This is a genomic window from Pseudonocardia sp. ICBG1034 (assembly GCF_020131375.1).
Lineage (GTDB): Bacteria > Actinomycetota > Actinomycetes > Mycobacteriales > Pseudonocardiaceae > Pseudonocardia > Pseudonocardia alni.
On the sequence record NZ_JAHLEK010000013.1, the window covers coordinates 1 to 22,382 of the forward strand.

A 22,382-nucleotide genomic window follows, 5' to 3' on the forward strand; every position below is an offset into this window, starting at 1 on the left:
GGCTGACCTCAGGGTACCCACGTGCCAGCGACTCGGCTCTACGCCACGCGGGCACATCTCCACCCCCCACGCCTCCCGCCGCCCCGCACGGCACGCCGTCATGACGGTCAACCGTCGGCGTCGTCCTATCGACGACAGCACTGGATGCCGGACGACGCACAGGAGCACCGCCCGTCTCGACCGCTGCCCTTCCTCGATACAAGGCCGCACGAGTGCGGGGCAGGTTCAGTCAAGGGGCGGCGCAGCCGATCGCGTAGCGACGCCGCAGGCGCCCTTGGCGGGTTCTGACCTGCATTCGACACTTAGCCGCCATCGAGGTAGGGCCCACCGCAGCACGCGCTACAGCACCGGCACCGAGAACACCCCCAGCCCTCGCGCCGCAGGCGCGCGCCCGGTCCGGACGGGCCCGGCCCGCGGGCCGGAGGCAGGAGCGGGCCGGAGCCCGGCCCGGCCGGGCGCCGGCCACAGCGGCCCGATCGCTGGCGGTGCTCGATGACCGCCGCGCTGACGAGCGCCGACGCCGCGGGCGGGCCCGCGCTTGGTACTGACGCGAAAAGTGCGGCCACCGCAGGTCAGGACCCATTGGGGGACTGGGCAGGGAGCTTCTGGGAGCGGCAGGACCGCGCCTTGAGGGAGAAATACCGGGCCCGCCGTGAGCTGGCCAGGATCACGACGCTGCGTCGCGTCGCACGCTGCGGACGCTCCTCGATGAACGACGGCGGAGACGTCGTCCTGCGCTACTCGCCCGGCACCGGGGAGGACGGCTCGGCGTCGGCTGGGTTCGGCGGACTGGTGACCTGCGGCAGCCTGTGGGCTTGCCCGGTCTGCTCGGCCAAGATCAGCGCCCGCCGGGCCCGGGAGCTGGAACACCTGATTACCTGGAACGCAGCCCGCGGCGGCACCGTCGCGCTGCTCAGCCTGACCATGCGCCACCACAGCGGCCACCGCCTGCGCGACCTGCGCCGAGGCCTGAGCGCCGCGTGGCGCCACGTCACCAGTTCCCGCGGGTGGAAGCGCTGGAAGAGCGTCCTGGGCATGGACTACGTCCGCGGGATCGAGGCCACCCACGGCGCCAACGGCTGGCACCTTCACATCCACGCCTTGCTGATCTTCCCCGGCGATGTCACCGAGGAGATGCATGCCCTCACCTCCGAGATCTGGACCCGCTGGTCGACCGGTCTGCGACGGAAGGGCTTCGACGCCACCATCGCCCACGGCGTCGATGTCCGGGTCGGCACCGGCGCGCTCGAACAGCTCGGCCGCTACATCTCCAAGCTGGCCTTCGAGACCTCCGGCGGCCGGTGGAAGCTGGGCAAGAACGGCAGCCGCACCCCGTTCCAGATCCTCGCCGACGCCCTCGACCGCGGACGCGAGCGCGACTTCGCGCTCTGGGCGGAGTGGGAGCAGGCGAGCCACGGCATGCAACAGCTTGTCTGGTCCAACGGGCTCAAGGCCGCCTGCCAGCTCGACGAGATCGACGACGAGACCATCGCCGAGGAGGACGACGGCGGCGAGTTCGTCGCCCAACTCCCCCGCCGCACCTGGGAGAAGGTCTACCCCGTCGCCGAAGACCTGATCATCGCCACCCGCACCGGCGGCCCCGAAGCAGGCCGCGCCTGGCTCGACGCCCGCGGCCTGGCCTACGACCACGAGCGGGACACGAGCGAACGAGCAGTCCTGCTCGACGAGCCGGACCCGCCATTCGCATGGCTGAGAGCCGCCCTCGCGGCCGAAGACCCCGAGCAACGCCGGGAGCGACGCCGCCGCTACTACCGCACCGCACAGACCAACTGAGCCCGATGAGGAGCAGAACCACAATGGCCGACACCTGGACGATCAGCCCGCTGATCCGCCCCCTGCCGCGCAAGCTCGACGAGCGCGGAGGCTGCGCCTACCCGCAGGACTTCCCGCACTGCCACGGCGCCGAGATCCAGCACACCGACGGCACCGCCGAATGCTTCAACCCCGGCCAGCCCTGCCCTTACCCACGACCAGGTGTGGAGCGACGGTTGAATGACAGTGCGGTCGCGCCGCCGGAACGACAGCGTGGCGTGGTGATGTACGTGGCGGACTGGTTCACCACCACCAGGATGCTCCTCGTTACTCCTTGCTGGTGGTGTTCAGGCCGGGGCGCGGCCGAGCAGGGTGGCGCGGCGGTAGTACTCGTAGAGTCCGTCGAACATGGGTGTGGTGTGGGTGAGGACGTCGTCGTCGGTGCACACCATTGACAGCGCGCGCAGTGCCACGTCGAGGCCGGGGGCTTCGGGGGCGTCGAAGCGTTCGTCGTCCAGGTCGGCTTCGTGCACGATCTCGGCGATCTTCCACAGCACTGGGTCGAGGAGCTGGTGGCGGCGCAGGATCGTCTCGAAGGTGCAGTCCCCGTCGTGGTGGCCCAGATCCACCCCGCGCATGTCGAACGGGGTCGCATCGGCGGGGACGTCGGCCGGGTCGGCGACGAAGACGAACTGCGCGTCACTGTCGATGTGGTGGCGGATCAGCCAGGCGCACGCGGCCCGGTCGATGTGCACCCCGGCGCGGGTTGCCCACTTCATCGGTCTACCTCCTCAGCTGCGGGCTGCGCGGTCACCGCGGTGGCGGGGACGATCAGCGCGTCGACCGCGGCCCGGGCGGTGTCGCGTTCGGGCGGGGGGAAGTAGTCGCGGCGGACGATCCGGCGCAGCTCGGCGCGCAGCCGCCGCGCCAGCGATGCCCGCCCGGCCTCATCCAGCCCCGCGCCGGTGGTGGCCTCGGCGGTGATCGCCTGGTACTCGGCGGCGCGCGCCGCGGCCATGGTGGTGGCCAGCTCGCGTTCTTGGTGCGCGGTGGCCGGCTGCGCGATCCAGATCCCCGACGCACCCCCCGCGCCGAGTACCTCGTCGGCGATCCATTCCAGCTGCTCGCGGGTGCGGGGGTCGGCGGGCAGCGCGACGAGCCCGTCGGCGAGCTGGGCCACCCCGAGTCGGCGCAGCTTGCGCCACACCGCGATCCGCGGCGTGCTCGGCTCGCGTGGCAGCCGGTACTGCAGCATCACCCACTGCCCCACCCGGGCGGAGTCGCCGCCGGATCGGCCGGAGGTCATCGCTCGGTCTTCGGTCCGAGCCCGAGCACCCGGGCCACCCAGTACAGCCCGGACAGTCCGATCAGGATGAACACGACGTCGTCGAGCGGGTCCGCGATCGGTTCCAGCGCCCGGTCGAGCACGTTGACGTCGGTGAGGAACGCCGCCCAGGCAAAGGCCCCGATCAGCAGGAACACGAACGCCACCCAGTCCAGTGCGTTGCGTGGTCGCATTGGTCACCACTTCCTTTGCCTACCGGGGTCAGCCGGTGGGGCTGACGTTGTGCGCGCGGACCGCGTTGCCCAGGGCCGCGGCGAGCTTGCCCGCGTCGTCGTTGGCCCAGAAGTGCATGTAGAACAGCCGCGGCTGGTCATCGAGGCTGTGGTTGTGCACCTCGACGATCTCGATGCCGCCCTCGCGCAGCGCCTGGATCACCGGCTGCACCTCCTCGGCGACCATGGCGAAGTCGCCGTTGATCGCGGCCCGGCCCCCGCCGGTGGGCTGAAAGTTGATCGCCGTGGTGATGCCCATGGCGGGCGCGAGCACGCCGTGCGCGCCGCTGATCGCCTCGTTGCGTTTGAACGAGAACTTGTAGATCCCGCCCTCGTTGCTGCCCTTGGCGCCCAGCGCGGCGTCGATCGCGGCGGTGTCCAGCTCCGGTTCCGGTGTCGGCCCGGGCTGCGCCGGCGGCGGGGTACTGGTCCGATTCAGCGCCATCCGCACGGTCTGGGCCATCGCGACCGGGTCCGGGCCGGCGCCGTGGATGTGGCTCCACCACACCTGCGGCTCGTGGGCCAACAGGTGCTTGTGCACCGCGGTCTGTGCCACCCCGCCGGCCTGCAACGCATCGGTCACCGGCGGCAGCTCCGCCTCGGTGACCACCAGATCGCCCATCATCACCACGGTGCCGTCGGGGTAGCGGGAGAACGCCGCGTAGGAGCCCAGCGCCAGCCCGGGCTTGATCTGCACGTCGTCGCTGCGCACCGACAGGTCATTGCGCGGGAAGCCGACCCGGTAGACCAGCCCGTCGTCCGAGAGCGTGCCCGGCCGGCCCAGCGCCTGGGCCACCGGCTGCCAGTCCGCCTCCGTCGTCGCCACCGGCTGCGCCGTCCGCGCACCCCCGCCATCGCCGGACTGCGCCGCCGGCGCGGCCTGGCTTGTCGCCGGCTCCGGATCAGCACCGGAAGCGCTGCACCCGGTGACCACCAGCGCCGCGGCGCCCATCACCGCCAGCATCCGACTTGCTCGCCTGCCGTTGCCCCCACCACTGCCACTGCCGCTGCCCACCGTCACCGGCCTCCTTCCGCTCCACCTGATGATCACCTTCCCCACCTACCCATGGAACCACGGTTACAAAACGCGGCGCCGGCGTGGGTCACCCCAACGGGTGGCCGGGGTTACAGCAGGGCGGGGGCGACCACGGCGGCGGCCAGACCGAGCAGGGCACAGACACCGAGGGTGCGCAGCATCGACCAGCGGAACCGGAAGATCATCAGGAAGGCGGCGAGGGTGATGCCGATGGCCAGCGGTTGGACGGTGGCGAGGTCGGGGATCTCGAGCTGCACGGGCCCCCAGGTGGTGGTGCTGGTCTCGCGGAACAGGGTGTGCAGGGTGAAGTAGAGGGCCAGGTTGGCGATCACGCCGACCACGGCGGCGGTGATCCCGGTCAACGCCGCCGAGAGGGAGCGGTTGTTGCGCAGGCGCTCGATGTAGGGGGCGCCGAGGAAGATGAACAGGAAGCTGGGCACGAAGGTCACCCAGGTGACCAGCAACGAGGCGATCACCGCGGCGACCCAGGGGTCGAGCGTGCCGGGGTCGCGGAAGGCGCCGAGGAACGCGACGAACTGCACGACCATGATCAGCGGGCCGGGGGTGGTCTCGGCCAGCGCCAGGCCGCGGACCATCTCCCCGGGGGCGAGCCAGCCGTAGACCTCCACCGCGCGCTGGGCGACGTAGGGGAGCACGGCGTAGGCGCCGCCGAAGGTGACCAGCGCGGTCCCGGAGAAGAACAAGCCCTGCTCGGTGAGCACGCTGCCGGTGCCGGCGAGCACGGCCACGGCGACCAGCGGTGCGGCCCAGAGCAACAGACCGACGGCGAGCACCCGGACAGTGCGGGCGGTGCTGGGAGGTTCGGCGTGCAGGGCGTCGTCGGGGATCACCGGCTCCGGGCCCTCGACCGCATCGTGCTGGCCGCCCCGACGCATCGTGTGCGGCGCGAACCGGCCCAGCGCCCAACCGACCGCGGCCGCGGCGGCCACCACGACGGGGAAGGGCACGGCGAACACGGCCAGCGCGAGGAACGCCGCCACGGCGACCGCGACCAGCGCCGGGTGGGCCAACGCCCGACGGCCGACCCGGACCACAGCCTGGACGACGATCGCGAGCACCGCCGGGGCCAGCCCGGCGAACAGCGCCACGACCGCGGTGGTCTCCCCGAACGCCACGTAGATCGCGGACAGGGCCAACAGCGCGAGCAGGCCGGGAAGGACGAACAACGTGCCCGCCACGACCCCGCCGCGGGTGCCGTTGAGCAGCCACCCGACATAGATCGCCAACTGCTGGGCCTCCGGGCCGGGCAACAGCATGCAGTAGTTCAGGGCGTGCAGGAACCGGCGCTGACCGATCCAGCGTCGCTCGTCCACCAGCGTGCGCTGCATCACCGCGATCTGCCCGGCCGGCCCGCCGAAGGTCTGCAGCGAGATCAAGAACCAGGCCCGTACCGCGCTGCGGAACGGCACCAGATCGCGCACCGGCTCGGACACCGCGTTCGCGGGTGGCGAGTCGGCGCCGGTGGGATCCTTCGGCTCGGACGAGCTCACCGACGAAACCTCCCGTGGATCGGGCGTAGAACTCACGGACGAAACCCCCCGTGGATCGGGCGCACTGCTTCCGGCAAAGCGAGGCATGCACCGTAACCACGGTTACATCGGGATTGCCAGCAGGGTGGTGGGTGAGATCGCCCTCCTCGGGCCAGCAACCTTGCAGCCCAGCCACTGCGCGCAGCTTCGGCGATGCTGTCAGGGGTCGAGAGTGAGCGATGACGAGCGGATCTCGTGCCGCGCTCCCCCTTGCTCCCCCGTCGCCGCCCCGTCGGCAAACGATCGTCGAAGGGACCCGCGAGGGCCTGGCCGCCGCGCGGGCCCGCGGGGTCCGGCTGGGCCGACCCCCCGCGATGACCCCGGAACAGGTGCGCCACGCCCGGGACCTGCTGACGCACCCGAACAACACCGTCTCCTCGATCGCGCGGCTGCTCGGCGTGAGCCGCTCCACGATCTACAAGTACGTCCCCGAACTCGGCCACCCCGCCGCCGGCGCCACCCCGACGCTCGACACCGTCCTGGCCGCGCTGCCCGCCGACACCCGACCCCCACCCGACGTCACCAAGTACGACGCTCTGCTGCCCTCACGCGAACCGCCGACCGGTGGCCGGTGACACGACCGGTGGCGTCGCAGCCTGGGGCCGGACCGGTGGCCCGGATAGGCTCACCGTCGTGAGCGCGACCTACGCCTACGACGAGCAGCCGGCCGGTGGGCACCCGCTGGCGCCGGGGGCGGCGCCGGCGGCGATCCGGGCCGCGCTGCTGCCCGCCGACCAGGGCGCGTTCGACGTCGCCTACGTCGCCGCGCTGGCCGCCGCGCGGGTGAGCCTGGACCTGGGCGAGTTGTTCCAGACGTTGGAGCACTGGCGGCGACTGGCGCTGCTGCAGCGCGACCCGGAGAACTTCGTGTGGATGGTGCGCCGCGTGGCCGAGACGCTGTCCGGTGAGCCGGTGCCCGACGGGGAGCCGTTCGAGCTCACCCGGGCCAGGGCCGGTCTGTAGGTGTACCGCGTCGTCACCGACGACCACATCCAGCACCAGCTCGACGCGCTGCCCGCGCCGGCGCTGGCCGCGTTCGCCGAGCTACGGGTGCTGCTGGAGCTCGACCCGTGGGCCGGCGGCCCGGTCAACCCCGCCAACCCGCACGGGCCGGTGCGGACGATGTCGTTCGGTCCCGGCCACGAGGGCGTCGCGGCCTACCTCATCCTGGACTCCGAGCGCAGGGTCGACCTGGTGCAGATCGCCTGGCTGGCCTGACCTGGCCCGGAACGGACTTGGCGAGGCCTCGGCGAGTCGACGTCACGGTCCCCGCGAGAAGGTCCATCATCTCGGGCGTGACGATCCTGGCGGATCCACCTCCCCCGCGGCCGCGCGGTAGCGCCGGGCACGCCGAGGTCGGGCGGGCTGGTCTCGGCTGATGAGCGCGCCCCGGCCGGAACCGCGCACCCCCTCCGGTGGGGGGTGCCCCGGGTGCGGGTGCCGGCCGAACAGCGCGGAGACCGTGGCGCGGTTGCGGGCCGAGCTCGCGGTGCGCTGGCTGATCCGCGAGGCGGGCGAGCTGGTCGCCCGCGGGTTCTGCCACCGCTGCGTCCCGCCCGGGCCCTACACCGAGGTCGTGTGCGGCTTCTGGCCTCGTCCGCCGCCGGTACCGAGCCCACGACCTCGAACTCACCGACGACGCCCGCTACGCCCTGCTCCTCGACGCCCGCCACGTCCCAGCACGTACTGACATTCACATGGCGCCATCCACTGACACACCCTGGCGCCGACACTGACATTCCCGTGTCGCTCGACACACCGGCTCACCCACCGCTGCACCCGCTGCCGCTGACTGACCACAGGCCAGACCAATCACAGGCCATGCACCTATGCATTAAAAATGATCACGACTGAAGGTATGTCGTCGATAGGACGACGACACGCGACGTGACTACGGCGGGTACGACGTGTCCCTCAAGATCATTTGATGCATAGGTGTGAGGCCTGAAAATTAGTTGATCTCAATCGTGTTAGTGACGCCGAGTTACCAGTTCGTTTTTTATAAGTAGGCGATGAATCTTGCTTTTCTAGTTTATTTCGGTACAGATTCAGTCATAACCTCACGATTAAAATCGTAGACATTTCTGTGGCGAGTGGAGTCGAGCTGACGGGTTACGGGGCGACGGTGCACGGTAACGAGGCCGACGTCGCGTAGCCGGTCGAACCCCTTCTTGCGAGTTTCAGCTGAGAGGTGGAACCGTCGGTCGGCAACTTCAGGGGCGATCCACAAATCGTTGTCGCTGCGCCCGGCGGCGAGGCTTAGCAGGACCAGCAACATTGCTACAGCGGGACCATCAAGCACCGCAACCCAGCCGTTGGTCCAGAACTCTTTCGGGACGCGGAAGTACCGGTCACGTTCGAAGTCTTCTTCGGCACGAGCGAGTTGTGCGACTCGCTGTCCCGGGCTGGTGTACGGCTCGCCGCTGCCGGTCTCGTTCAACAGCACGATCTCGGTGGGCTCGCCCGGTCGGCTTCGGGTTGTCACGAAGTTCTGCTTTTTGAGCTGACGTGTTGCTGCGCTGATCCGGTGGGTTCCCCGTCGACCAGGGTCGGGCAAGCCGATCAGTTCAGCCCAGATTCGGCCGGGCATCGTCGTGTCGTAGGGCGGGGAGGCCGCGATCCACAACACGGACAACAACAACTTCAGCTTGACCTCGCCACCTCGTCCTCCGCGTAGTAGCTGAGCTAGGGCAGGGGTCGGTGTCGACTTCCCGGGCGTCGCTGACGGATGCACTGACACGAACCCGGCCCGGACCGGAGCGCCGGGCCGCCGTGTCAGCCGCTTCTCGAGCGGTTCTGCCACGGCTCGAGTCGCTGCCACGAGCAAGAGTTTGTCGTCATCGGGCGGCATTGATGCCCGGTCATAACCTCGGTATTCCCTAGTATCCGTCACAGACGCTAGCTTACCACTGGTCCAAGCTCTAGGTTACCCCCTGCGCAAGCGACAAGCCCAACGTTCGTGACCAGGAACTTCCTGCTCAGTGACTGTTCCTGGGGTCCGGCAGGTTTGATAAGGTTAGGTGCCTTGTTGCGCAAGCGCTAACCCTGTGCTACGATTGATCTGGCTCGGGGGTGTCTCCCGTGCTCCTGGAACTAGGTGCTGCCCGGCGCCTGGGGATCGGAGGACGGGGACGCCGAAGCCAAGACGGGGCTCATTTCCTCATGAGGTTCGCGGTTCCAAGATCCGGCTCATATCCCGGTGAGGGGCCCCCGAGCTGCCCGTTGCCCTGGACTGCATGTTGGTCCAGGGCAACGACTTTTTGGTGGGGCAACGGGTTGGTGACCTGTTCAGTCACCGGCGCGGTGCTTGTTTGCCGATCATCGCGATTACCTGGTCGCGCAGGCTCGCATCGTCGGCGGCAAGCAGCACGAGTGCGGACAGCACCTCGATCCTGTCTACGTGACGGCCCAGCCGTCGCCGCGCGACCCGCGCCAGGTGCTCGAACGCGTCGCGTGTGTCGTCGTCGAGTACCGCGGTGTACTTCGACCCGCCCCGCGCCGGACGCGCTGCGGGGACCTCACGCGGCTGTGGTGGTGCGGCCACCGGCTCGGCGACCGCGACCGGCACCGGCGTCCCGGGCAGGGTGATCTGGTCCGGGTGCTGCGGGTGCTCGACGGGCGTGTCGTCGTTACGACGACCCTTGGTGGAGGCGGCGGCCGCGAGGCTGCGACGGGCTCCGGCTCGCTTGCGCTCAGCCATGATCAGGACTCCTCGATCAGCTCGGTCAGCACGGTCTCGTAGTCGCCCAGGTCTTCCGGCGCGGTGCCGCGGGAGACGGCGAACTCGATGAGGTGCCGCACGTGGGCAGTCATCGTCGGGATCTCCTGCTGCTCGGCCCACGCCCGCGCCTCGCCTGCGGACTTCCACCGGCTGTCGACGTCGACCAGGAGCAGCGCCGCGGTCAGCGGCGACAGGGCGTCGGCCTCGGCCGCGAGCTCAAAGACTCGCTCGACCGCGGCCAGGTCCGCGCCGGTGGGTCGCAGCGGCACCACTAGGTGCTCGGACAGGCTCATCGCTTGGGTGAGCAGGTTCGGGTTCTTCGGCCCGACGTCGATCACCACGTGGGCGTAGTCGATCAGCATCGGACGGAGCTGGCGGGCCAGATGCCGGTCGGCGGCCTCGATGACGATGCAGCGATCCGCCGGCCAATCCGCGGCCTCCTGCGACCAGGCCAACGCCCCGTCCTGGTCGGGGTCGGCGTCGACCAGCAACGTCCGGCCTTGGCGGGCGAGCCCGAGCGCCAGGTGCACCGCCGTCGTGGTCTTGCCCGTCCCGCCCTTGAGGTGCCCCACCGTGAGTCTCATGATTACTCCGCCGCTGTCGTCGTATCGTCGACACTACCGTCACGACGGTGTGCCGCTGCTGCGCCCCGCCGCATGTCCCCGGTCGTCGTCCGCCGCGTGGCCGCGGTGAGCCGGTTCCACCGCTTCTGCATCGCCTGCCGCCCGCCGAGCTGGCCGTCGACGGCCTCGGCGACCTGCTGCCAGGTCATCCCCTCGCCGCCCCATTTCAGGGCTCGCAACAGATCCCGCTCGTAGAAATCGGCAGCGGCACGCATTTCCTCGCACATACGGAACAAAGCGGCTGCCTCGCCATTGGTAAACTCGTAATCTTCATCGTTGTTTACTCGTTTATGAAAAACGTCGAGATAGTTCGCGCTGTGCTTTGCAACCGTGTCGGAATGCTCGATCTCCTCCGCCGGGAATTCCCTCCCCAGCACTTCCAGCGCTTCCCTGATCTCCATACGTCAATCATACGACGACAACGCCGTCGTGTCAACCTTACGACGACATAAACGGCAAACCGTTGTGACGGCTAGACGGCAAACCGTACTGGTCGCCCGGGGCGACTGGTTGGAATGCGGAGCCTCCCCGTATCGTTACCTAGGTACCAGGCAACAACAGGTAGCTCGGTTCGGCCGAGCAGGAGGCAAGAGGAATGGCAGCAAACAAGATCCAGCGAGCAGACCCCCCGTACGTGCAGATCGTCAACGCGATCACTGAGCGCATTGCCTCCGGGGACCTGGCGGTCGGTGATCGTGTGCCGACTGAGGCTGAGATCCGGGAGACCTGGGGCGTCTCGCGTGCCACGGCCAACAAGGTCGCGGCCGAACTGAAGGCGTCCGGCCTGGCCTACACCCGCCCCGGGTACGGACTCATCGTCCGAGGGCAGTCCCGCAACGTTGCTTCCGGTCCTGCGGCCATGTGGCAGCGCATCGCCTCGACCGGCTCGATCTATCTGCCCAATGAGCACTCCGAGAGGAAGACGGGTGAGGCGCCGGCCACCGACGCCCCGGAGGTCGTGGTCGCGGCTCTGGATGCCACCGCGTTCTCTCAGCTCGTTTATCGGCACCGCGTCATCTACCGCGACGCGCACCCGTTCACTATCGCTGTCTCCTGGTTCTTGCCTGCACTACTGGACCAGCAAAAGCCGATCACGGAACGACTCCTGCAGAACGAGCGCATTCCGGAAGGCACCCCCCGCTACATCGCCGATCAGCTCGGTCGGGACCTGACGGAGACGACCGAGATCGTTGGGGTAGTTCGCGCAACGGCAGAGGAGGCAGCGGCGCTCAACATCAATGAGGGGGACCCGCTCCTGCGCGTCATCTCGACGATCTTCGCCGAGGGCTGGCCGATCGAGGTCGGCGTCTACCTCTACTCCGAGGCGCCCGAGATCCTGACGAGTCGTCACGACCTCTGAATCTCCCCAGCTAGAACGAGGTACCTAGGTAGCTTGTCCCTGTGGTACTGTGGAGATACCTAGGGAGCAGGCCCTAGGTACCTCACACGGTCCGGTCCCGGTGGCGGATCGAAACACGGGAGACGTCATGTCGAACCAGGGTCCGAACAGCTTCAAGATCGACCAGGCCGCGACCTTCCAGATGGTCATGGTCATGGACGTCGCGCCCAAGCTGCGCTTTGGCAGCGAGACCGACCAGGAGTGCATGAAGGACGGCACCCCGAAGTGGACGGCGCAGGTCACGGCCGGGTTCCGCACCTTTGGCGCCCCGAAGTTCGCCGTCCTGGCGATCACCATCGCCTCGCACGAGGACCCCCGGCAGGGCGTCCAGCCGGGTATGCCGGTCGAGCTGGTCGGCCTGGAGGTCGGCGTGATGGACAAGAAGATCCGCGACCGCCAGACCAACGAGGAGAAGGTCGTGGGCGCGCAGGTCTACTACCGCGCCGAGGGCATCCGTCCGATCGGCGCCACGGCCCACAAGCGCGGCGAGCAGGCCGCGTGATGTCCGGCCCGGCCGTCCTGGTGCTGGTCTGCACCTCCTGCCAGCACGTCACCGAGATCGTCGACGACGGCGACCGGCTGCCGGATCAGTGCCCGCGGTGCGACGGCTGGGCCTTCACGGGCGATCTCGTCGCCACCACCTCGACCACCTCGACCGACTCGACTCCGCTCGCCCGCGCGAGCTGACCACGACCACGGCCCCGGTCCGGAGACCACCTCCGGCCCGGGGCCGTTCTCACGAAGGGGGGCCCGCGATGGGCATCTGGACCACCGCCCGCCGGGCGGAGCGAGAGCAGGACCGGGCCGGGCGCGAGCTGGTGGACCAGCTCTCCGACACCTGGCGCCGCGCCTGTGAGCACGTCGGGCTGTCCCACGCGGTGCAGGTCGCCTCCGGCACCACGATCGTCGTGCCGACGCTGGCCCGCGCCGACGTCTCAGGTCCCGACCCGGTGCTGATCGTCAAGCTCATGCCCGGCCAGCTTGCCGCGGATTTCCGGGCCCCAGAGGTCGCGCAGCGGCTCTCGGCCGCGCTGGGCTGTGACCGGATCCGGGTCGAACCCCGCGGCCCGCACTGGGTCCGGATCGAGCTGCTGACCGGGGATCCGCTCGCCGTTGACGTCACCACCGCGCTCCCGGCCCGCGACCACTCGGTCAGCGGAGCTCAGGTCCTCGTCGCCCGCGACGAGCTCGGCCGCCCGCTGGCGATGCCGTGGGACCAGGCGCCGCACACCTGCGTGCAGGGCGCGACCCGCTCCGGCAAGAGCGTCTGGTGCTACTCGGTACTCGCCCAGCTCGCCCGCCTCGACGACGTCTTGATCGCCGGGTCCGACCCCTCCGGGCTGCTGCTCGGCCGTCCCTGGGCAGGCACCCGCCACCACGAGTGGCAGGCCACCGGCAGCCGCGACGTCCTGGCCCACCGCGACCTGCTCGACCGGCTGGTCGCCGAGATGGACGCGCGCATCGCCGAGCTGCCCGCACGGCAGGACAAGCTCACCGTCTTCACCCCCGCCCGGCCGTTGATCGTGGTCGTCCTCGAGGAGTTGGCCGGCCTTCTGCGCCTGGCCTCGACCACCCCGACCCCGAAGGGAGAGGCCAAGGTCCGCGAGCGGCTCCTGCACGCGTTCGGCCGCCTGGTCTCGGAGGGACACAAGGCCGGGATGCGGTTGCTGGTGGTCACCCAGCGCGCGGACGCGACGATCATCGAGGGCTTCGCCCGCGGTCAGCTCGGGCTGCGGCTGAGCTTCCGTGTCGACGACCCCGAGGCCCTGGTCATGCTCCACGGCCAGGACGCCCGCGCCGAGCTGGTCCAGCACCGCCAGTCCCCGCCCGGTGTCGCCCTGGTCCAGGCCCCCGGCATCGCCCTCACCCGGGCCCGTGGCCCGCGTCTGCCCGGGCCGTCGGAGGACGCCGACTACGCAAGGTTCTGGGACGAGGTGGCAAGGGACGTCCCGGCGCGCCTCCACCAGGTAGCGGCCTGAGCAGGCCAGAGTCAGCGACCAGGCCGACAAAGAAGTGAGCCCCCAGGTGCGCCAACACCCAGGGGCTCGCCCGTCGGCCGGAAGTCATCACCATCTGCGAACGGATCGGACCGGCCAACGTGGCTGACCTCAGGGTACCCACGTGCCAGCGACTCGGCTCTACGCCACGCGGGCACATCTCCACCCCCCACGCCTCCCGCCGCCCCGCACGGCACGCCGTCATGACGGTCAACCGTCGGCGTCGTCCTATCGACGACAGCACTGGATGCCGGACGACGCACAGGAGCACCGCCCGTCTCGACCGCTGCCCTTCCTCGATACAAGGCCGCACGAGTGCGGGGCAGGTTCAGTCAAGGGGCGGCGCAGCCGATCGCGTAGCGACGCCGCAGGCGCCCTTGGCGGGTTCTGACCTGCATTCGACACTTAGCCGCCATCGAGGTAGGGCCCACCGCAGCACGCGCTACAGCACCGGCACCGAGAACACCCCCAGCCCTCGCGCCGCAGGCGCGCGCCCGGTCCGGACGGGCCCGGCCCGCGGGCCGGAGGCAGGAGCGGGCCGGAGCCCGGCCCGGCCGGGCGCCGGCCACAGCGGCCCGATCGCTGGCGGTGCTCGATGACCGCCGCGCTGACGAGCGCCGACGCCGCGGGCGGGCCCGCGCTTGGTACTGACGCGAAAAGTGCGGCCACCGCAGGTCAGGACCCATTGGGGGACTGGGCAGGGAGCTTCTGGGAGCGGCAGGACCGCGCCTTGAGGGAGAAATACCGGGCCCGCCGTGAGCTGGCCAGGATCACGACGCTGCGTCGCGTCGCACGCTGCGGACGCTCCTCGATGAACGACGGCGGAGACGTCGTCCTGCGCTACTCGCCCGGCACCGGGGAGGACGGCTCGGCGTCGGCTGGGTTCGGCGGACTGGTGACCTGCGGCAGCCTGTGGGCTTGCCCGGTCTGCTCGGCCAAGATCAGCGCCCGCCGGGCCCGGGAGCTGGAACACCTGATTACCTGGAACGCAGCCCGCGGCGGCACCGTCGCGCTGCTCAGCCTGACCATGCGCCACCACAGCGGCCACCGCCTGCGCGACCTGCGCCGAGGCCTGAGCGCCGCGTGGCGCCACGTCACCAGTTCCCGCGGGTGGAAGCGCTGGAAGAGCGTCCTGGGCATGGACTACGTCCGCGGGATCGAGGCCACCCACGGCGCCAACGGCTGGCACCTTCACATCCACGCCTTGCTGATCTTCCCCGGCGATGTCACCGAGGAGATGCATGCCCTCACCTCCGAGATCTGGACCCGCTGGTCGACCGGTCTGCGACGGAAGGGCTTCGACGCCACCATCGCCCACGGCGTCGATGTCCGGGTCGGCACCGGCGCGCTCGAACAGCTCGGCCGCTACATCTCCAAGCTGGCCTTCGAGACCTCCGGCGGCCGGTGGAAGCTGGGCAAGAACGGCAGCCGCACCCCGTTCCAGATCCTCGCCGACGCCCTCGACCGCGGACGCGAGCGCGACTTCGCGCTCTGGGCGGAGTGGGAGCAGGCGAGCCACGGCATGCAACAGCTTGTCTGGTCCAACGGGCTCAAGGCCGCCTGCCAGCTCGACGAGATCGACGACGAGACCATCGCCGAGGAGGACGACGGCGGCGAGTTCGTCGCCCAACTCCCCCGCCGCACCTGGGAGAAGGTCTACCCCGTCGCCGAAGACCTGATCATCGCCACCCGCACCGGCGGCCCCGAAGCAGGCCGCGCCTGGCTCGACGCCCGCGGCCTGGCCTACGACCACGAGCGGGACACGAGCGAACGAGCAGTCCTGCTCGACGAGCCGGACCCGCCATTCGCATGGCTGAGAGCCGCCCTCGCGGCCGAAGACCCCGAGCAACGCCGGGAGCGACGCCGCCGCTACTACCGCACCGCACAGACCAACTGAGCCCGATGAGGAGCAGAACCACAATGGCCGACACCTGGACGATCAGCCCGCTGATCCGCCCCCTGCCGCGCAAGCTCGACGAGCGCGGAGGCTGCGCCTACCCGCAGGACTTCCCGCACTGCCACGGCGCCGAGATCCAGCACACCGACGGCACCGCCGAATGCTTCAACCCCGGCCAGCCCTGCCCTTACCCACGACCAGGTGTGGAGCGACGGTTGAATGACAGTGCGGTCGCGCCGCCGGAACGACAGCGTGGCGTGGTGATGTACGTGGCGGACTGGTTCACCACCACCAGGATGCTCCTCGTTACTCCTTGCTGGTGGTGTTCAGGCCGGGGCGCGGCCGAGCAGGGTGGCGCGGCGGTAGTACTCGTAGAGTCCGTCGAACATGGGTGTGGTGTGGGTGAGGACGTCGTCGTCGGTGCACACCATTGACAGCGCGCGCAGTGCCACGTCGAGGCCGGGGGCTTCGGGGGCGTCGAAGCGTTCGTCGTCCAGGTCGGCTTCGTGCACGATCTCGGCGATCTTCCACAGCACTGGGTCGAGGAGCTGGTGGCGGCGCAGGATCGTCTCGAAGGTGCAGTCCCCGTCGTGGTGGCCCAGATCCACCCCGCGCATGTCGAACGGGGTCGCATCGGCGGGGACGTCGGCCGGGTCGGCGACGAAGACGAACTGCGCGTCACTGTCGATGTGGTGGCGGATCAGCCAGGCGCACGCGGCCCGGTCGATGTGCACCCCGGCGCGGGTTGCCCACTTCATCGGTCTACCTCCTCAGCTGCGGGCTGCGCGGTCACCGCGGTGGCGGGGACGATCAGCGCGTCGACCGCGGCCCGGGCGGTGTCGCGTTCGGGCGGGGGGAAGTAGTCGCGGCGGACGATCCGGCGCAGCTCGGCGCGCAGCCGCCGCGCCAGCGATGCCCGCCCGGCCTCATCCAGCCCCGCGCCGGTGGTGGCCTCGGCGGTGATCGCCTGGTACTCGGCGGCGCGCGCCGCGGCCATGGTGGTGGCCAGCTCGCGTTCTTGGTGCGCGGTGGCCGGCTGCGCGATCCAGATCCCCGACGCACCCCCCGCGCCGAGTACCTCGTCGGCGATCCATTCCAGCTGCTCGCGGGTGCGGGGGTCGGCGGGCAGCGCGACGAGCCCGTCGGCGAGCTGGGCCACCCCGAGTCGGCGCAGCTTGCGCCACACCGCGATCCGCGGCGTGCTCGGCTCGCGTGGCAGCCGGTACTGCAGCATCACCCACTGCCCCACCCGGGCGGAGTCGCCGCCGGATCGGCCGGAGGTCATCGCTCGGTCTTCGGTCCGAGCCCGAGCACCCGGGCCACCCAGTACAGCCCGGACAGTCCGATCAGGATGAACACGACGTCGTCGAGCGGGTCCGCGATCGGTTCCAGCGCCCGGTCGAGCACGTTGACGTCGGTGAGGAACGCCGCCCAGGCAAAGGCCCCGATCAGCAGGAACACGAACGCCACCCAGTCCAGTGCGTTGCGTGGTCGCATTGGTCACCACTTCCTTTGCCTACCGGGGTCAGCCGGTGGGGCTGACGTTGTGCGCGCGGACCGCGTTGCCCAGGGCCGCGGCGAGCTTGCCCGCGTCGTCGTTGGCCCAGAAGTGCATGTAGAACAGCCGCGGCTGGTCATCGAGGCTGTGGTTGTGCACCTCGACGATCTCGATGCCGCCCTCGCGCAGCGCCTGGATCACCGGCTGCACCTCCTCGGCGACCATGGCGAAGTCGCCGTTGATCGCGGCCCGGCCCCCGCCGGTGGGCTGAAAGTTGATCGCCGTGGTGATGCCCATGGCGGGCGCGAGCACGCCGTGCGCGCCGCTGATCGCCTCGTTGCGTTTGAACGAGAACTTGTAGATCCCGCCCTCGTTGCTGCCCTTGGCGCCCAGCGCGGCGTCGATCGCGGCGGTGTCCAGCTCCGGTTCCGGTGTCGGCCCGGGCTGCGCCGGCGGCGGGGTACTGGTCCGATTCAGCGCCATCCGCACGGTCTGGGCCATCGCGACCGGGTCCGGGCCGGCGCCGTGGATGTGGCTCCACCACACCTGCGGCTCGTGGGCCAACAGGTGCTTGTGCACCGCGGTCTGTGCCACCCCGCCGGCCTGCAACGCATCGGTCACCGGCGGCAGCTCCGCCTCGGTGACCACCAGATCGCCCATCATCACCACGGTGCCGTCGGGGTAGCGGGAGAACGCCGCGTAGGAGCCCAGCGCCAGCCCGGGCTTGATCTGCACGTCGTCGCTGCGCACCGACAGGTCATTGCGCGGGAAGCCGACCCGGTAGACCAGCCCGTCGTCCGAGAGCGTGCCCGGCCGGCCCAGCGCCTGGGCCACCGGCTGCCAGTCCGCCTCCGTCGTCGCCACCGGCTGCGCCGTCCGCGCACCCCCGCCATCGCCGGACTGCGCCGCCGGCGCGGCCTGGCTTGTCGCCGGCTCCGGATCAGCACCGGAAGCGCTGCACCCGGTGACCACCAGCGCCGCGGCGCCCATCACCGCCAGCATCCGACTTGCTCGCCTGCCGTTGCCCCCACCACTGCCACTGCCGCTGCCCACCGTCACCGGCCTCCTTCCGCTCCACCTGATGATCACCTTCCCCACCTACCCATGGAACCACGGTTACAAAACGCGGCGCCGGCGTGGGTCACCCCAACGGGTGGCCGGGGTTACAGCAGGGCGGGGGCGACCACGGCGGCGGCCAGACCGAGCAGGGCACAGACACCGAGGGTGCGCAGCATCGACCAGCGGAACCGGAAGATCATCAGGAAGGCGGCGAGGGTGATGCCGATGGCCAGCGGTTGGACGGTGGCGAGGTCGGGGATCTCGAGCTGCACGGGCCCCCAGGTGGTGGTGCTGGTCTCGCGGAACAGGGTGTGCAGGGTGAAGTAGAGGGCCAGGTTGGCGATCACGCCGACCACGGCGGCGGTGATCCCGGTCAACGCCGCCGAGAGGGAGCGGTTGTTGCGCAGGCGCTCGATGTAGGGGGCGCCGAGGAAGATGAACAGGAAGCTGGGCACGAAGGTCACCCAGGTGACCAGCAACGAGGCGATCACCGCGGCGACCCAGGGGTCGAGCGTGCCGGGGTCGCGGAAGGCGCCGAGGAACGCGACGAACTGCACGACCATGATCAGCGGGCCGGGGGTGGTCTCGGCCAGCGCCAGGCCGCGGACCATCTCCCCGGGGGCGAGCCAGCCGTAGACCTCCACCGCGCGCTGGGCGACGTAGGGGAGCACGGCGTAGGCGCCGCCGAAGGTGACCAGCGCGGTCCCGGAGAAGAACAAGCCCTGCTCGGTGAGCACGCTGCCGGTGCCGGCGAGCACGGCCACGGCGACCAGCGGTGCGGCCCAGAGCAACAGACCGACGGCGAGCACCCGGACAGTGCGGGCGGTGCTGGGAGGTTCGGCGTGCAGGGCGTCGTCGGGGATCACCGGCTCCGGGCCCTCGACCGCATCGTGCTGGCCGCCCCGACGCATCGTGTGCGGCGCGAACCGGCCCAGCGCCCAACCGACCGCGGCCGCGGCGGCCACCACGACGGGGAAGGGCACGGCGAACACGGCCAGCGCGAGGAACGCCGCCACGGCGACCGCGACCAGCGCCGGGTGGGCCAACGCCCGACGGCCGACCCGGACCACAGCCTGGACGACGATCGCGAGCACCGCCGGGGCCAGCCCGGCGAACAGCGCCACGACCGCGGTGGTCTCCCCGAACGCCACGTAGATCGCGGACAGGGCCAACAGCGCGAGCAGGCCGGGAAGGACGAACAACGTGCCCGCCACGACCCCGCCGCGGGTGCCGTTGAGCAGCCACCCGACATAGATCGCCAACTGCTGGGCCTCCGGGCCGGGCAACAGCATGCAGTAGTTCAGGGCGTGCAGGAACCGGCGCTGACCGATCCAGCGTCGCTCGTCCACCAGCGTGCGCTGCATCACCGCGATCTGCCCGGCCGGCCCGCCGAAGGTCTGCAGCGAGATCAAGAACCAGGCCCGTACCGCGCTGCGGAACGGCACCAGATCGCGCACCGGCTCGGACACCGCGTTCGCGGGTGGCGAGTCGGCGCCGGTGGGATCCTTCGGCTCGGACGAGCTCACCGACGAAACCTCCCGTGGATCGGGCGTAGAACTCACGGACGAAACCCCCCGTGGATCGGGCGCACTGCTTCCGGCAAAGCGAGGCATGCACCGTAACCACGGTTACATCGGGATTGCCAGCAGGGTGGTGGGTGAGATCGCCCTCCTCGGGCCAGCAACCTTGCAGCCCAGCCACTGCGCGCAGCTTCGGCGATGCTGTCAGGGGTCGAGAGTGAGCGATGACGAGCGGATCTCGTGCCGCGCTCCCCCTTGCTCCCCCGTCGCCGCCCCGTCGGCAAACGATCGTCGAAGGGACCCGCGAGGGCCTGGCCGCCGCGCGGGCCCGCGGGGTCCGGCTGGGCCGACCCCCCGCGATGACCCCGGAACAGGTGCGCCACGCCCGGGACCTGCTGACGCACCCGAACAACACCGTCTCCTCGATCGCGCGGCTGCTCGGCGTGAGCCGCTCCACGATCTACAAGTACGTCCCCGAACTCGGCCACCCCGCCGCCGGCGCCACCCCGACGCTCGACACCGTCCTGGCCGCGCTGCCCGCCGACACCCGACCCCCACCCGACGTCACCAAGTACGACGCTCTGCTGCCCTCACGCGAACCGCCGACCGGTGGCCGGTGACACGACCGGTGGCGTCGCAGCCTGGGGCCGGACCGGTGGCCCGGATAGGCTCACCGTCGTGAGCGCGACCTACGCCTACGACGAGCAGCCGGCCGGTGGGCACCCGCTGGCGCCGGGGGCGGCGCCGGCGGCGATCCGGGCCGCGCTGCTGCCCGCCGACCAGGGCGCGTTCGACGTCGCCTACGTCGCCGCGCTGGCCGCCGCGCGGGTGAGCCTGGACCTGGGCGAGTTGTTCCAGACGTTGGAGCACTGGCGGCGACTGGCGCTGCTGCAGCGCGACCCGGAGAACTTCGTGTGGATGGTGCGCCGCGTGGCCGAGACGCTGTCCGGTGAGCCGGTGCCCGACGGGGAGCCGTTCGAGCTCACCCGGGCCAGGGCCGGTCTGTAGGTGTACCGCGTCGTCACCGACGACCACATCCAGCACCAGCTCGACGCGCTGCCCGCGCCGGCGCTGGCCGCGTTCGCCGAGCTACGGGTGCTGCTGGAGCTCGACCCGTGGGCCGGCGGCCCGGTCAACCCCGCCAACCCGCACGGGCCGGTGCGGACGATGTCGTTCGGTCCCGGCCACGAGGGCGTCGCGGCCTACCTCATCCTGGACTCCGAGCGCAGGGTCGACCTGGTGCAGATCGCCTGGCTGGCCTGACCTGGCCCGGAACGGACTTGGCGAGGCCTCGGCGAGTCGACGTCACGGTCCCCGCGAGAAGGTCCATCATCTCGGGCGTGACGATCCTGGCGGATCCACCTCCCCCGCGGCCGCGCGGTAGCGCCGGGCACGCCGAGGTCGGGCGGGCTGGTCTCGGCTGATGAGCGCGCCCCGGCCGGAACCGCGCACCCCCTCCGGTGGGGGGTGCCCCGGGTGCGGGTGCCGGCCGAACAGCGCGGAGACCGTGGCGCGGTTGCGGGCCGAGCTCGCGGTGCGCTGGCTGATCCGCGAGGCGGGCGAGCTGGTCGCCCGCGGGTTCTGCCACCGCTGCGTCCCGCCCGGGCCCTACACCGAGGTCGTGTGCGGCTTCTGGCCTCGTCCGCCGCCGGTACCGAGCCCACGACCTCGAACTCACCGACGACGCCCGCTACGCCCTGCTCCTCGACGCCCGCCACGTCCCAGCACGTACTGACATTCACATGGCGCCATCCACTGACACACCCTGGCGCCGACACTGACATTCCCGTGTCGCTCGACACACCGGCTCACCCACCGCTGCACCCGCTGCCGCTGACTGACCACAGGCCAGACCAATCACAGGCCATGCACCTATGCATTAAAAATGATCACGACTGAAGGTATGTCGTCGATAGGACGACGACACGCGACGTGACTACGGCGGGTACGACGTGTCCCTCAAGATCATTTGATGCATAGGTGTGAGGCCTGAAAATTAGTTGATCTCAATCGTGTTAGTGACGCCGAGTTACCAGTTCGTTTTTTATAAGTAGGCGATGAATCTTGCTTTTCTAGTTTATTTCGGTACAGATTCAGTCATAACCTCACGATTAAAATCGTAGACATTTCTGTGGCGAGTGGAGTCGAGCTGACGGGTTACGGGGCGACGGTGCACGGTAACGAGGCCGACGTCGCGTAGCCGGTCGAACCCCTTCTTGCGAGTTTCAGCTGAGAGGTGGAACCGTCGGTCGGCAACTTCAGGGGCGATCCACAAATCGTTGTCGCTGCGCCCGGCGGCGAGGCTTAGCAGGACCAGCAACATTGCTACAGCGGGACCATCAAGCACCGCAACCCAGCCGTTGGTCCAGAACTCTTTCGGGACGCGGAAGTACCGGTCACGTTCGAAGTCTTCTTCGGCACGAGCGAGTTGTGCGACTCGCTGTCCCGGGCTGGTGTACGGCTCGCCGCTGCCGGTCTCGTTCAACAGCACGATCTCGGTGGGCTCGCCCGGTCGGCTTCGGGTTGTCACGAAGTTCTGCTTTTTGAGCTGACGTGTTGCTGCGCTGATCCGGTGGGTTCCCCGTCGACCAGGGTCGGGCAAGCCGATCAGTTCAGCCCAGATTCGGCCGGGCATCGTCGTGTCGTAGGGCGGGGAGGCCGCGATCCACAACACGGACAACAACAACTTCAGCTTGACCTCGCCACCTCGTCCTCCGCGTAGTAGCTGAGCTAGGGCAGGGGTCGGTGTCGA

At 70.0% G+C, this 22,382-nt stretch carries 27 protein-coding genes; 12 read left to right on the top strand and 15 right to left on the bottom strand.

What is annotated here, in order from left to right; all coding sequences use genetic code 11:
* Positions 1–627: 627 nt before the first annotated feature.
* A complete protein-coding gene (locus KPF22_RS01385) occupies positions 628–1,794 on the top strand; it encodes a protein rep (RefSeq protein WP_224400996.1) in 1,167 nt (388 codons plus the stop codon).
* 326 nt (positions 1,795–2,120) lie between these two features.
* Here the strand turns inward: KPF22_RS01385 and KPF22_RS01390 are convergent, their stop codons facing one another.
* The 5 genes from KPF22_RS01390 to chrA (KPF22_RS01410) all read right to left on the bottom strand — a co-directional run bounded on the left by KPF22_RS01390 (position 2,121) and on the right by chrA (KPF22_RS01410) (position 5,877).
* Entirely contained in the window at positions 2,121–2,552 is a 432-nt protein-coding gene (locus tag KPF22_RS01390) for a chromate resistance protein ChrB domain-containing protein (protein WP_224400997.1), read from the bottom strand.
* Entirely contained in the window at positions 2,549–3,079 is a 531-nt protein-coding gene (locus KPF22_RS01395) for a Chromate resistance protein ChrB (RefSeq protein ID WP_224400998.1), read from the bottom strand. Before KPF22_RS01395 ends, KPF22_RS01390 begins: the two co-directional genes overlap by 4 nt.
* On the bottom strand, positions 3,076–3,291 hold the full coding sequence (locus tag KPF22_RS01400; RefSeq protein ID WP_224400999.1) for a DUF378 domain-containing protein: 216 nt from the start codon (positions 3,289–3,291) through the stop codon (positions 3,076–3,078). Before KPF22_RS01400 ends, KPF22_RS01395 begins: the two co-directional genes overlap by 4 nt.
* Before the next feature lie 28 nt (positions 3,292–3,319).
* Positions 3,320–4,345, bottom strand: a complete 1,026-nt coding sequence (locus KPF22_RS01405) for a DUF1259 domain-containing protein (RefSeq protein ID WP_224401000.1) — start codon at positions 4,343–4,345, stop codon at positions 3,320–3,322.
* A gap of 110 nt (positions 4,346–4,455) precedes the next feature.
* Positions 4,456–5,877, bottom strand: coding sequence for a chromate efflux transporter (chrA, locus tag KPF22_RS01410; RefSeq protein ID WP_224401001.1), 1,422 nt, complete (start codon positions 5,875–5,877; stop codon positions 4,456–4,458).
* A 218-nt stretch (positions 5,878–6,095) separates the two neighbouring features.
* Between chrA (KPF22_RS01410) and KPF22_RS01415 the strand changes: the two genes are divergently transcribed.
* Genes KPF22_RS01415 through KPF22_RS01425 form a run of 3 tightly spaced genes read left to right on the top strand, consistent with a single transcriptional unit; the run spans position 6,096 to position 7,134 of the window.
* Entirely contained in the window at positions 6,096–6,491 is a 396-nt protein-coding gene (locus KPF22_RS01415; protein ID WP_305080309.1) for a helix-turn-helix domain-containing protein, read from the top strand.
* Between the two features lie 58 nt (positions 6,492–6,549).
* Complete coding sequence (locus KPF22_RS01420) at positions 6,550–6,879, top strand: DUF6247 family protein (protein ID WP_224401002.1); 330 nt, start codon at positions 6,550–6,552, stop codon at positions 6,877–6,879.
* Positions 6,880–7,134 carry a hypothetical protein gene (locus KPF22_RS01425; RefSeq protein ID WP_224401003.1) on the top strand — a complete coding sequence of 85 codons (255 nt, stop codon included), beginning with the start codon at positions 6,880–6,882 and terminating at the stop codon, positions 7,132–7,134.
* 814 nt (positions 7,135–7,948) lie between these two features.
* Here the strand turns inward: KPF22_RS01425 and KPF22_RS01430 are convergent.
* From KPF22_RS01430 to KPF22_RS01445, 4 genes are all read right to left on the bottom strand, one after another.
* A complete protein-coding gene (locus KPF22_RS01430) occupies positions 7,949–8,506 on the bottom strand; it encodes a hypothetical protein (protein WP_224401004.1) in 558 nt (185 codons plus the stop codon).
* A 702-nt stretch (positions 8,507–9,208) separates the two neighbouring features.
* On the bottom strand, positions 9,209–9,616 hold the full coding sequence (locus tag KPF22_RS01435; RefSeq protein WP_224401005.1) for a hypothetical protein: 408 nt from the start codon (positions 9,614–9,616) through the stop codon (positions 9,209–9,211).
* 2 nt (positions 9,617–9,618) lie between these two features.
* Positions 9,619–10,221 (bottom strand): ParA family protein, encoded by a 603-nt coding sequence (locus KPF22_RS01440; protein WP_224401006.1) that lies wholly within the window; start codon positions 10,219–10,221, stop codon positions 9,619–9,621.
* Between the two features lie 2 nt (positions 10,222–10,223).
* A complete protein-coding gene (locus tag KPF22_RS01445) occupies positions 10,224–10,661 on the bottom strand; it encodes a hypothetical protein (RefSeq protein ID WP_224401007.1) in 438 nt (145 codons plus the stop codon).
* 194 nt (positions 10,662–10,855) lie between these two features.
* Here KPF22_RS01445 and KPF22_RS01450 point away from each other — a divergent pair, with 194 nt between their 5' ends.
* The 5 genes from KPF22_RS01450 to KPF22_RS01470 all read left to right on the top strand — a co-directional run bounded on the left by KPF22_RS01450 (position 10,856) and on the right by KPF22_RS01470 (position 15,553).
* Entirely contained in the window at positions 10,856–11,620 is a 765-nt protein-coding gene (locus KPF22_RS01450) for a GntR family transcriptional regulator (RefSeq protein ID WP_224401008.1), read from the top strand.
* A gap of 127 nt (positions 11,621–11,747) precedes the next feature.
* Positions 11,748–12,161 carry a hypothetical protein gene (locus tag KPF22_RS01455; protein WP_224401009.1) on the top strand — a complete coding sequence of 138 codons (414 nt, stop codon included), beginning with the start codon at positions 11,748–11,750 and terminating at the stop codon, positions 12,159–12,161.
* Complete coding sequence (locus tag KPF22_RS01460; protein WP_224401010.1) at positions 12,161–12,346, top strand: zinc ribbon-containing protein; 186 nt, start codon at positions 12,161–12,163, stop codon at positions 12,344–12,346. The genes KPF22_RS01455 and KPF22_RS01460 overlap by 1 nt, the downstream gene beginning before the upstream one ends.
* Positions 12,347–12,414: 68 nt before the next feature.
* Positions 12,415–13,638, top strand: coding sequence for a hypothetical protein (locus KPF22_RS01465; protein WP_224401011.1), 1,224 nt, complete (start codon positions 12,415–12,417; stop codon positions 13,636–13,638).
* Positions 13,639–14,386: 748 nt separating this feature from the next.
* A complete protein-coding gene (locus KPF22_RS01470; RefSeq protein ID WP_224400996.1) occupies positions 14,387–15,553 on the top strand; it encodes a protein rep in 1,167 nt (388 codons plus the stop codon).
* Positions 15,554–15,879: 326 nt separating this feature from the next.
* Here the strand turns inward: KPF22_RS01470 and KPF22_RS01475 are convergent, their stop codons facing one another.
* The 5 genes from KPF22_RS01475 to chrA (KPF22_RS01495) all read right to left on the bottom strand — a co-directional run bounded on the left by KPF22_RS01475 (position 15,880) and on the right by chrA (KPF22_RS01495) (position 19,636).
* The gene (locus tag KPF22_RS01475) at positions 15,880–16,311 is read right to left on the bottom strand and encodes a chromate resistance protein ChrB domain-containing protein (protein ID WP_224400997.1); all 432 of its coding nucleotides are present in this window, start codon (positions 16,309–16,311) and stop codon (positions 15,880–15,882) included.
* Positions 16,308–16,838 carry a Chromate resistance protein ChrB gene (locus KPF22_RS01480; protein WP_224400998.1) on the bottom strand — a complete coding sequence of 177 codons (531 nt, stop codon included), beginning with the start codon at positions 16,836–16,838 and terminating at the stop codon, positions 16,308–16,310. The genes KPF22_RS01475 and KPF22_RS01480 overlap by 4 nt, the downstream gene beginning before the upstream one ends.
* Positions 16,835–17,050, bottom strand: a complete 216-nt coding sequence (locus KPF22_RS01485) for a DUF378 domain-containing protein (protein WP_224400999.1) — start codon at positions 17,048–17,050, stop codon at positions 16,835–16,837. The genes KPF22_RS01480 and KPF22_RS01485 overlap by 4 nt, the downstream gene beginning before the upstream one ends.
* Before the next feature lie 28 nt (positions 17,051–17,078).
* Positions 17,079–18,104: a DUF1259 domain-containing protein gene (locus KPF22_RS01490; protein ID WP_224401000.1), complete on the bottom strand. Its 1,026-nt coding sequence runs from the start codon at positions 18,102–18,104 to the stop codon at positions 17,079–17,081.
* A 110-nt stretch (positions 18,105–18,214) separates the two neighbouring features.
* Positions 18,215–19,636 carry a chromate efflux transporter gene (chrA, locus tag KPF22_RS01495; protein ID WP_224401001.1) on the bottom strand — a complete coding sequence of 474 codons (1,422 nt, stop codon included), beginning with the start codon at positions 19,634–19,636 and terminating at the stop codon, positions 18,215–18,217.
* Between the two features lie 218 nt (positions 19,637–19,854).
* Between chrA (KPF22_RS01495) and KPF22_RS01500 the strand changes: the two genes are divergently transcribed.
* From KPF22_RS01500 to KPF22_RS01510, 3 genes are read left to right on the top strand one after another with little or no spacing between them, the layout of a single operon-like run.
* Entirely contained in the window at positions 19,855–20,250 is a 396-nt protein-coding gene (locus KPF22_RS01500) for a helix-turn-helix domain-containing protein (protein ID WP_305080309.1), read from the top strand.
* A 58-nt stretch (positions 20,251–20,308) separates the two neighbouring features.
* A complete protein-coding gene (locus KPF22_RS01505) occupies positions 20,309–20,638 on the top strand; it encodes a DUF6247 family protein (RefSeq protein WP_224401002.1) in 330 nt (109 codons plus the stop codon).
* Complete coding sequence (locus KPF22_RS01510; RefSeq protein WP_224401003.1) at positions 20,639–20,893, top strand: hypothetical protein; 255 nt, start codon at positions 20,639–20,641, stop codon at positions 20,891–20,893. It abuts the gene before it with no gap.
* A gap of 814 nt (positions 20,894–21,707) precedes the next feature.
* Here KPF22_RS01510 and KPF22_RS01515 read toward each other — a convergent pair.
* The coding region (locus KPF22_RS01515; protein WP_224401012.1) for a hypothetical protein at positions 21,708–22,382 on the bottom strand (675 nt) is incomplete at its 5' end.

Bases quoted from the DNA above. Each gene is read 5' to 3' on its own strand.
- KPF22_RS01390 (WP_224400997.1), bottom strand. From the start codon at position 2,552: ATGAAGTGGGCAACCCGCGCCGGGGTGCACATCGACCGGGCCGCGTGC.
- KPF22_RS01395 (WP_224400998.1), bottom strand. From the start codon at position 3,079: ATGACCTCCGGCCGATCCGGCGGCGACTCCGCCCGGGTGGGGCAGTGG.
- KPF22_RS01400 (WP_224400999.1), bottom strand. From the start codon at position 3,291: ATGCGACCACGCAACGCACTGGACTGGGTGGCGTTCGTGTTCCTGCTG.
- KPF22_RS01415 (WP_305080309.1), top strand. From the start codon at position 6,096: ATGACGAGCGGATCTCGTGCCGCGCTCCCCCTTGCTCCCCCGTCGCCG.
- KPF22_RS01430 (WP_224401004.1), bottom strand. From the start codon at position 8,506: ATGCCCGGCCGAATCTGGGCTGAACTGATCGGCTTGCCCGACCCTGGT.
- KPF22_RS01435 (WP_224401005.1), bottom strand. From the start codon at position 9,616: ATGGCTGAGCGCAAGCGAGCCGGAGCCCGTCGCAGCCTCGCGGCCGCC.
- KPF22_RS01440 (WP_224401006.1), bottom strand. From the start codon at position 10,221: ATGAGACTCACGGTGGGGCACCTCAAGGGCGGGACGGGCAAGACCACG.
- KPF22_RS01445 (WP_224401007.1), bottom strand. From the start codon at position 10,661: ATGGAGATCAGGGAAGCGCTGGAAGTGCTGGGGAGGGAATTCCCGGCG.
- KPF22_RS01450 (WP_224401008.1), top strand. From the start codon at position 10,856: ATGGCAGCAAACAAGATCCAGCGAGCAGACCCCCCGTACGTGCAGATC.
- KPF22_RS01455 (WP_224401009.1), top strand. From the start codon at position 11,748: ATGTCGAACCAGGGTCCGAACAGCTTCAAGATCGACCAGGCCGCGACC.
- KPF22_RS01460 (WP_224401010.1), top strand. From the start codon at position 12,161: ATGTCCGGCCCGGCCGTCCTGGTGCTGGTCTGCACCTCCTGCCAGCAC.
- KPF22_RS01465 (WP_224401011.1), top strand. From the start codon at position 12,415: ATGGGCATCTGGACCACCGCCCGCCGGGCGGAGCGAGAGCAGGACCGG.
- KPF22_RS01475 (WP_224400997.1), bottom strand. From the start codon at position 16,311: ATGAAGTGGGCAACCCGCGCCGGGGTGCACATCGACCGGGCCGCGTGC.
- KPF22_RS01480 (WP_224400998.1), bottom strand. From the start codon at position 16,838: ATGACCTCCGGCCGATCCGGCGGCGACTCCGCCCGGGTGGGGCAGTGG.
- KPF22_RS01485 (WP_224400999.1), bottom strand. From the start codon at position 17,050: ATGCGACCACGCAACGCACTGGACTGGGTGGCGTTCGTGTTCCTGCTG.
- KPF22_RS01500 (WP_305080309.1), top strand. From the start codon at position 19,855: ATGACGAGCGGATCTCGTGCCGCGCTCCCCCTTGCTCCCCCGTCGCCG.